Source organism: Actinotalea ferrariae CF5-4, from assembly GCF_000603945.1.
GTDB lineage: Bacteria > Actinomycetota > Actinomycetes > Actinomycetales > Cellulomonadaceae > Actinotalea > Actinotalea ferrariae.
Genome location: NZ_AXCW01000229.1, coordinates 1 through 6,952, shown reverse-complemented (window position 1 = coordinate 6,952; position 6,952 = coordinate 1). Strand labels below are relative to the sequence as shown.

At 69.6% G+C, this 6,952-nt stretch carries 6 protein-coding genes; all 6 read right to left on the bottom strand.

What is annotated here, in order from left to right:
- Positions 1-79: 79 nt before the first annotated feature.
- The 6 genes from N866_RS15075 to N866_RS15050 all read right to left on the bottom strand — a co-directional run bounded on the left by N866_RS15075 (position 80) and on the right by N866_RS15050 (position 6,909).
- Positions 80-2,404 (bottom strand): heavy metal translocating P-type ATPase, encoded by a 2,325-nt coding sequence (locus N866_RS15075; protein WP_052023113.1) that lies wholly within the window; start codon positions 2,402-2,404, stop codon positions 80-82.
- 103 nt (positions 2,405-2,507) lie between these two features.
- Positions 2,508-2,720 (bottom strand): heavy-metal-associated domain-containing protein, encoded by a 213-nt coding sequence (locus N866_RS15070; protein ID WP_034227876.1) that lies wholly within the window; start codon positions 2,718-2,720, stop codon positions 2,508-2,510.
- A 209-nt stretch (positions 2,721-2,929) separates the two neighbouring features.
- On the bottom strand, positions 2,930-4,408 hold the full coding sequence (locus N866_RS15065) for a multicopper oxidase family protein (protein ID WP_034227875.1): 1,479 nt from the start codon (positions 4,406-4,408) through the stop codon (positions 2,930-2,932).
- The gene (locus tag N866_RS15060) at positions 4,408-4,590 is read right to left on the bottom strand and encodes an SHOCT domain-containing protein (RefSeq protein ID WP_245612614.1); all 183 of its coding nucleotides are present in this window, start codon (positions 4,588-4,590) and stop codon (positions 4,408-4,410) included. Before N866_RS15060 ends, N866_RS15065 begins: the two co-directional genes overlap by 1 nt.
- 502 nt (positions 4,591-5,092) lie before the next feature.
- A complete protein-coding gene (locus N866_RS15055; protein ID WP_245612613.1) occupies positions 5,093-6,157 on the bottom strand; it encodes a sensor histidine kinase in 1,065 nt (354 codons plus the stop codon).
- 44 nt (positions 6,158-6,201) lie between these two features.
- Positions 6,202-6,909 carry a response regulator transcription factor gene (locus N866_RS15050; protein WP_081802691.1) on the bottom strand — a complete coding sequence of 236 codons (708 nt, stop codon included), beginning with the start codon at positions 6,907-6,909 and terminating at the stop codon, positions 6,202-6,204.
- Positions 6,910-6,952: the final 43 nt, after the last annotated feature.

Below are 6,952 nucleotides of genomic sequence, written 5' to 3'. Positions count from 1 at the left end.
CAAGATCCGGGGGTAGGCCCCATGGGACGTCCTCGGGTGGAAGGGTGGGCGGACCGGTCACCCAGGAGGTGACGACTGGTCAGCGGCTCTCGGGGGTCTCCTGAGACCAGCCCGCAAACTTGCGCAGCCGCAGCGAGTTGGACACCACGAAGACACTTGAGAGCGCCATGGCGGCACCCGCGATCAGGGGATTGAGTCGGCCGGACGCGGCCAGGGGGATGGCGGCGACGTTGTAGGCCAGGGCCCAGAAGAGGTTCCCCTTGATGGTGGACAGGGTCCGGCGTGCGAGGCGGATCGCGTCAGCCGCCGACCGGAGGTCTCCGCGCACCAGCGTCAGGTCCGATGCCTCGATGGCGGCATCGGTGCCGGTGCCCATGGACAACCCAAGGTCGGCCTGCGCCAGGGCGGCGGCGTCGTTCACGCCGTCACCGACCATCGCCACGACGCGGCCCTCGCCCTGCAGGCGGGTGATCACGGCGACTTTCTCCTCGGGCAGTACCTCGGCAATGACGTCGGTGATCTTGAGCGGGGCGGCCACGGCCTGTGCGGCGCGCGTGTTGTCGCCGGTGAGGAGGATCGGGGTCAGGCCGAGCTTCCTGAACTGGCTGATCGCCTGCGCCGAGGTGGGTTTGAGGGTGTCGGAGACGACGAGGACTGCGCGTGCGCTCCCGTCCCACCCGACGGTGACTGCGGTGCGTCCCGCAGCCTCTGCCTCGTCGACCGCCGAGGCGAGCTCGGGCGGCACTGCCAGTCCTTCCCCAGCCAGCCACGAGGCGCGGCCTGCGAGGACTCGTCGCCCCTCCACGCAGCCGGTCACGCCGCGCCCTGGGGTGTTCGCGAAGTGGGTCACCGTTCCCAGGACCATGTCGAGGTCGGTCGCGCCGGCGGCGATCGCGGCGGCGATCGGGTGTTCGGAGGCGTTCTCCAGTGTCGCGGCGAGGCGGAGCGCCTCGTCGGCTCCCGTCCCGTCGGCGGGGACGACGTGGACCAGGGACATGCGGCCGGTGGTCACGGTGCCGGTCTTGTCCAGGACGATGGTGTCGACCTTCCGGGTGGATTCGAGGACCTCAGGGCCCTTGATCAGCACGCCGAGCTGGGCTCCGCGGCCTGTTCCGACGAGCAGGGCGGTCGGCGTTGCCAGTCCGAGGGCGCAGGGGCAGGCGATGATCAGCACCGCGACGGCGGCGGTGAAGGCGGAGACGACGTCACCGGTCAGCCCGAGCCAGAAGCCCAGGGTGCCGACCGACAGGGCGATGACGATCGGTACGAACACGGCCGAGAGTCGATCGGCCAGCCGTTGAACAGCTGCCTTGCCGGACTGCGCGTCGACGACGAGGCGCGCGATCTGTGCGAGCTTGGTGTCCGCGCCAACCCGGCTCGCCTCGACGACCAGCCGCCCGCCCGCGTTCACTGTCGCTCCGGTGACCGGGTCGCCAGGTCCCACCTCGACCGGGACCGACTCTCCGGTCAGGAGGGCTGCGTCGATCGCGGAGGTACCCTCGACGACTACGCCGTCGGTGGCGACCTTCTCGCCGGGGCGGATCACGAACCGGTCCCCGACGACGAGCTCCTCGATCGGCACACGGACCTCGACGTCGCCGTCGGGCCCGGGCCGAAGGATCGCCACGTCCTTGGCGCCGAGCTCGAGCAGCGCCCGCAGGGCGGCACCGGAGCGGCGCTTGGCATGGGCCTCGAAGTAGCGTCCCAAAAGGATGAATGCCGCGAGCGCGGCGGCGATCTCCAGGTAGATCTCCGACGATCCCGCGCCCGGCTCGGGGAACAGCGTGAAGTCCATGCGCATGCCGGGCATGCCCGCGTCACCGAGGAACAGTGCCCACAGAGACCAGGTGAATGCAGCGATGACGCCCATGGAGATCAGGGTGTCCATCGTGGCGGTGGCGTGGCGCAGGTTCTTCCACGCGGCGCGGTGGAAGGGCAGCCCTCCCCACACCACGACTGGCGCGGCGAGGGTCAGCGATAGCCACTGCCAGTTGTCGAACTGCAGCGGCGGCACCATCGCCAGGATGAGGACGGGCAGAGTCAGCACCCACGAGACGACCAGGCGCCGGCGCAGGCTGTCGACCGGGTCGCCGGCCGCAGCAGGCGCATCGCTCGCGGTCCCGTCGCCGGGCTGCTGAGGCGCCGCGGAAAACGTCGGAAGAACGGCCGTATAGCCGGCGTCCTCGACCGACCTGATGAGCTGGTCCAGCGACACCGTCGGAGGGAAGTGGACCTTGGCGGACTCCATCGCGAAGTTCACGTTCGCCGTGACGCCGTCGATCTTGTTGAGCTTCTTCTCGATCCGTGCCGCGCACGACGCACAGGTCATGCCGCCGATCGCAAGTTCGACGGAGGAGGTCCCTGAGGCTGACGCGGTCAGGCTGGTCGTGCCGATGGTGGACATGGTTGGTCTCATCCCCTGATCGCGTTGCCGAGGGCGAGTGCTACTGCGAAGACCAGCACGAGTCCGATTGCATAGGCGCCGAGTCGGGCCACCGCCCCGCCGCTCACGAACTCAGCCCCGTGACCGCGTAGCCGGCCGCATCGACGGCGACCACGACGAGACCTGGGTCCACGGGTGTCTCGCTGGTGACCGTGACGCGCCCTGCCTTCAGGTCCACTTGAACGGCCTGCACACCCTCCACCTTGGACACCTCCGCAGTGATCGACGCGACGCAGTGCCCGCAGGTCATGCCTGCTACGTCGTAGGTGATGGTCATGGCGATGCCCTTCGTCGGACGGGAGGATCCTGCCCACGCGGCGGCCGACGCCCCGGGGCGCCCGAAGACTAACCGGCCGCGCCAGCGCCCCCTGCCGGCAAAGGGCCCGCCCCAGGGGATCTTCAGCATCTCTTCATGAACTGGCTCTGCTCGGAGCCACTGGTTGCGGTCGGTGGAGACCGAGCCACAAATGTCCGCGGCCCGGCAGTTCAGGCGGGCGAGGCCGCGATGATGCCCATCATCCCGGCGTCCTCGTGGTCGAGGATGTGGCAGTGGTACACGGTCCGCCCGGAGAAGGTACCGAAGCGGATCCGGACGACCGCCTCGCCCTGAGCCGGTACATCCACAACGTCGCGCCACACCGGTCCCGCCATCGGCACACCGTTGATCTCAAGGACCTGCATGGGCCAGACGTGCAGGTGGAACGGATGGTTCATCGGGGTCGGGTTGCGGATCGTCCACTCCTCCACCGAGTCGACCAGGACCTGCTGGTCGGTCCGCTCGATGTCGAAGGGCCTGCCGTCGAAGCCGACGTCCATCATGGCCCCCATGCCGCCGCCGCGACCGGTGGTCATGGTGAAGGCGATCTCGCGTCGGCCGTCCAGGCTCGCCTCGCGGAGATCGGGTTGAGCAGCCCGTCGAACGACGGCCGCTGGGCCATCCACGCTGTCGCCGGTCACATCGAGGTGTGCCAGAACGAGGGGCCCGGACTGGGTCCGGCCGGTCATCATGCCCATCATCCGCCCGCCGCGGTCGTAGCCCAGGGTGTGCAGCTGGGCCGCACCTCCTTGCATCCGCACGAGAAGGTCGGCGCGGTTGCCGGGCGCCAGGACCACGTCGTCGACGTCGCGTGGAGTGGCCTCCTGGCCGGAGTCGGTGCCCAGCAGCTGCAGCTGCTGCCCGGGCAGGGCCAGGCGCAGGTACCGCGACGTGGAGGCGTTGACGACCCGCCAACGCTCCAACTCACCAGGTCGTGAAGTGATCACCGGCTCGACCTGGCCGTTGACCAAGACGAGGTCACCCTCGCGTCCCATCATCCGTTCCGCTGCAGTGGCACCGCGGACCTGACCCTCGGGCGTGAGGGAGGTGTCGGAGATCACGAGCACCCGATCACGGGCACCCGGGGCGTCGTCGTCTTCCACGATGATCGTGCCGTAGAGACCGCCGAAGATCTGGTCCGCGACATGGCCGTGCCGGTGCGGATGGTACCAGAACACCCCGGTCGGGTGGTCTGGCGGCAGTTCGAAGCGGTAGTCGAACGTCGTTGCGGGGTCGATGCTCAGGAGGGCGTTGTCGGAGCTGCCCTGCGGGGAAACGTGCAGGCCGTGGGTGTGCAGGTTGGTCGGAGAACCCAGCCGGTTCTCCAGGCGGACCTCGATCCGATCGCCGGGCCGAACCCACCAGGTCTGACCCGGAACTTGGCCGTTGTAGGCCAGCGCCCGGGCCTGGCGTCCCGCGAGGACGACCTCCTGCTCGGCAGCGATGAGCTCGACCCGCAGCAGGCCGTTCGTGCTGCGCAGCGCGGTCGGCTCGGCGAGCCCGCCGCCGACGGTACCTCCCGGGCTGGGGCCCTGACCCAGGGGCGCCCACGGCACGCCGGATCGAGCGAGCCCGGCACCACCCACGACGACGCCGAGCGCCCCTAGCGTTCCGAGCTGCAGGGCCTGGCGGCGTGTCACAGGCTCCACTACCGGTCGCCTCGCATGGTCCGAAGGCGTTCCTCGTACTCAGTGGTGTCGATCTCGCCCCGGGCGTAGCGCTCGTCCAGGATCGCGCGGGCGCGATGCTGCCCTGACTCGGACTCCACGTCCCGGCGCGCGCTCGGCCTCCCGTCGGTGCTGAGTCGAACCACCAGGATGATCAGCGTCACCAACCCCGCCACCAGGAGGAGGCCGAAAACCCACCCCCAGCCCATCCCCATGCCCATGCCGGCCCAAGACCCGTTCGGATTTCCCATCGTGCGCCTCTCGTCAGCCACGGGTCCGGCACGCTGATGACGACTAGATACCCGCGGGGGTATCGCCCACGGTAGCCACGCCGTCCTCTGTGCGACGCGTCTGGGGCGAAAACTTCATGGTGCCTTCATCACCTTGACCGAGCGTTCACGTGGCCTCCACGGGTCATCCCTGTCAGAGCTCGCCCCAGAGACCCTCGCTGACGACACCTGCCGTGGGGCGACCCGCGTCGAGGGCTCGTTGTGTGTGAGTTCATGGTCGGCTCCCAAGGGCTTCTGCGCTGTATGAGTGCGGCTACCGCCACGGGCGATGGCCCGCAATGCGCCGAGCCCGAGCGAGCCGATGACACACCGTGAGGCAGTGGCGATCGGGCCCCGATACGAGCCGAAGGCTCCTGGCCACGCGTGACCCGGCCCGTCAGGTGGGTAGGTGTACCTCGAAGCGCGCCCCGGTGCCGCGGCCACTGCTGTGGGCGCTCACGCGGCCCCCGTGGGCGACGACGATCGCCCGCACGATGGCGAGGCCGATGCCCGAGCCGCCGTGACCTCTGTCGCGCGCCGTATCGGCCCGGTAGAACCGCTCGAAGACGTGCGGCAGGTGCGACGGCTCGATGCCCTCACCGTCGTCCGTCACGGCCAGACAGAGCGCCTCATCCTGGGAGAGTTTCGCGCTCAGCTCCACCCGTCCCCCTGTTGCGGTGTGACGAAGTGCGTTCTCGATGAGGTTGCCCAGAACCTGACCTATGCGGTCTGGGTCCACTGCCACCAACGGGAGGTCGTCGTCGACGACGATGTCAAGCGCGACATCGCGCGCCGCGAAGTGCTCGCGTGCGGCCGTGTGCGCCCGCTCGACAAGCTCGCGGGCCGTCGTCGCCTGGCGGACGAGCCCGAGGTCGCCGCGCTCGGCTCGCGTGACGGCCGCCAAGTCGCCGGCAAGGCGCGTCAGGCGGGATCCCTGATCGCGCAGGACATCGACGGTCTGCGGCGTCAGGCTTTCCACGCCGTCCTCGATGCCCTCGAGGTAGGCGTTGATGACCGCGACGGGTGTGCGCACCTCGTGAGCGACGTCCGCCAGTAGTCGCTGGCGGAGGGCGTCGCTGTCATGCAGGCGATCGGCCATGTCGTTGAACGCGTGGGCGAGCTGCTCGAACTCGGTGCCCAACCGCGGGCTGGTGACACGTGCGTCGAACTCGCCGGTGGCGATCCGGGTGACCGCCGCAGCCAGGGCACCGAGCGAGGTGGCGATACGACGGGTCAAGAACATGCTGACCGCCAGCGAGGCCAGCACCGACGCGCCAAGGGCGATGGTCAGCGCCAGCGCGCTAGCCGAGCGGAATGCCGCCTCGGCGTGGAGCACCGCGGGCGTCTCCTCGCGCAGACCGGCCTCAAGCATGTGGGCGTGGAACACGATGGGGCCGACCGCTCCCGCCACGAGCCATGCAGTGAGCCCGCCCGCGAGCACCACCAGGGCCAGCGCGGCCATCAGGCGACCCCCGAGGCCGGGGCCCGGAGACCAACGGTCTCGCGTCATGTGCCGGGTCCGACCCGGTAGCCGACGCCACGGACCGTGCGGATGAACCGCTGCTCGGCGACAGTGTCTCCCAGCTTCTGTCGGACATGAAGGACGTGGACGTCGACGAGGTGCTCGTCTCCGACCCAGGTCGCCCCCCAGACCTCCTCGATGAGGGCGCGTCGGCTGAACACCCGGTTGGGGCTCTTGGCAAGCGTGCTCAGGACGTCGAACTCCGTCCGGGTCAGCGGTACCAGCGCGCCGTCCAGGTGCACCTCGCGCGCCTCGAGGTCCACGATGAGGTCGCCCAGGGTTAACGGCTCCGCGGACGCGGGCGTGGGATCCGCCCGGCGCGGACGGCGCAGCAGTGCTGTGATCCGGGCCATCAGCTCACGTGGGCTGAACGGCTTGGTCATGTAGTCGTCCGCGCCGACGGAGAGCCCGATGAGCGTGTCGATCTCGTCCGTCCGTGCGGTGAGGATCACGACGTAGCAGTCGGAGAAGGTCCGCAGCTGACGGCAGACCTCCACGCCGTCCATGCCCGGCAGACCCAGGTCCAGGATGACCACGTCCGGGTCGACCGACCGTGCCGAGTCCAGCCCTTCGGGCCCGTCGAAGGCGAGGTGCACGTCGAACCCGTCCCGCTCCAGGTAGCTGGCGACGACTGATGCGAGCGCGCGTTCGTCGTCGATGACCAGGGCGCGGCGGATTGTGTCAGATGGCATGTCGCCCATTGTGCGGGTGGGGGGCCTACCCCCGGATCTTGGA